Annotated in this window: 2 protein-coding genes; both read left to right on the top strand. The window is 40.3% G+C overall.

Going from position 1 to position 1,888, the window contains the following annotated elements; all coding sequences use genetic code 11:
- Positions 1 to 525: 525 nt before the first annotated feature.
- On the top strand, positions 526 to 1,386 hold the full coding sequence (gene ltrA, locus J2Z81_RS15620) for a group II intron reverse transcriptase/maturase (RefSeq protein ID WP_029271008.1): 861 nt from the start codon (positions 526 to 528) through the stop codon (positions 1,384 to 1,386).
- Positions 1,383 to 1,811 (top strand): group II intron maturase-specific domain-containing protein, encoded by a 429-nt coding sequence (locus J2Z81_RS16120; RefSeq protein ID WP_319023850.1) that lies wholly within the window; start codon positions 1,383 to 1,385, stop codon positions 1,809 to 1,811. The genes ltrA and J2Z81_RS16120 overlap by 4 nt, the downstream gene beginning before the upstream one ends.
- The last annotated feature ends 77 nt before the right edge of the window (positions 1,812 to 1,888 follow it).

The raw sequence follows: 1,888 nt of genomic DNA, 5'->3' as shown, positions 1-1,888 counted from the left end.
TAGTGCGCCCAGCATGGGCTATAACTTGGTGGTGAAAGTCCACTACAGGCTTGGCAGTAGGAACTGTTAGCTGAAAGCAAGGGTGTCCATTGCGAAATGGAATCTGAAGGAAGCTGGAGGCAAACTCCCGAACTGACGAACAGAAACTGTATACAAGGCTGAATTGGAATGGACGAGTTTGCTAAACATTACAAAGTCCGATACTGCACGAGTTCCATACAGTAAATACAGCAGTTACATGGGAGGAAGGTTATAGCTCTTACCTGGGGAGGTCTCACAAGGGTTATTCAATTGACAATTGTATTAGTGATAATGCAATGAATTGTGAGGAGTCAGCAGACGCCATAGTAGTTTCTACGGAAATGAAGGGCTGAACAATCTTAAATCTTGAAGAATAAGGAGGTGCAGACATCGCCGCCTAAACACAGAAAATCATCGTGGCATTTGCCAGAGAGATGACTACCTATGAAGAGATACGTTGGAAACGGAAGGGTACATAGGAGGGTGTAGGGATGTCGCATGGATATGGAGAAACAAGATGGTATCAACTTAATCGATCAAGTAATATCGGATGATAATCTTTGGAATGCATACAGGAAAGTATATGCAAACAAAGGTGTACCGGGAGTCGATGGAATTACCGTCAAGGAACTTGAAAGTCATATGCTTAAATACTATGACCAATTGAAACGAAAGCTCAGAGATGGAACATACAAACCTCAACCAGTAAAGAGGGTAGCCATCCCAAAAGCCGACGGTTCAAAAAGATACTTGGGAATTCCAAGCATCTTAGACAGAGTCGTACAACAAGCAATACTTCAAGTCATTGACCCAATCATCGACCCACATTTTTCGGAAAACAGTTATGGATTCCGAAAAGGAAGAAATGCACACCAAGCGATAGAGAAAGCCAAAGAATATTATCAAGAAGGGTATAGAGTTGTCGTTGATTGTGATTTAAAAAGTTACTTTGATACAATACACCACCAACGAATCAGGGCATACCTTGAATACTTTATCCAAGATAAAATCGTATTGAAACTAATTTGGAGTTTCTTACGTTCAGGCATACTTGATAAGGATATCTACATTGAGACAACGAAAGGTGCTCCGCAAGGAGGACCGTTATCTCCCATTTTAGCAAATATCTACCTAAATATGTTGGATAGAGAACTAGAAAAGCGAGGACATCGTTTCATCAGGTATGCAGATGACTTCGTCATATACGTTAAAAGTAAGCGTGCTGGCGAAAGAGTCATGGAGAGTATCACCAAATTCTTGGAAAAGGATTTAGGACTCACAATTAACCAGAAGAAAAGTAAAGTGTGTGGTGCAACATCAGCTATTTTCCTAGGATTTAACTTACAAAATCTAATGGGAAAGTGAATTGCCGACCTAGCAGGTCGGCGAAACGAAAATTCAAAGATAAACTAAGGAAACTAACCAGTCGAAAACGACCAGGTACATTCCATGAAATAATCACAAAGATAAATCAAACGACAACAGGATGGATTAACTATTATGGTATATCAAATATGAAAACATTCATAAAAGATATTCAACAGTGGTTACATCATCGATTAAGACAATTGATATGGAAACGATGGAAGTTAGTACGTACGAAGTACAGAATGCTTCGTAAATATGGAATTAATCATGATGACGCGATGAAATTAGCCAATACCCGTAAAGGATACTGGCGAGCATCACTCAACGACATTATTCATCGTGCCATACCAAAAGAAAGGCTCACAAAGTGGGGACTAAAAGATTTGTCCACACTCTATGAGTTTGGATACTCAAGAGATTGAACCGCCGTATACGGAACCGTACGTACGGTGGTGTGAGAGGTCGACTAACCAAGTAATGGTTAGTCACCTACTCGATT

Origin of the sequence: Virgibacillus alimentarius, assembly GCF_017874635.1 — a bacterium.
Classification (GTDB): domain Bacteria; phylum Bacillota; class Bacilli; order Bacillales; family Amphibacillaceae; genus Virgibacillus_B; species Virgibacillus_B alimentarius.
Note: the sequence above shows the minus strand (reverse complement) of the source record. Positions and strands in the feature narration are given on the sequence as shown.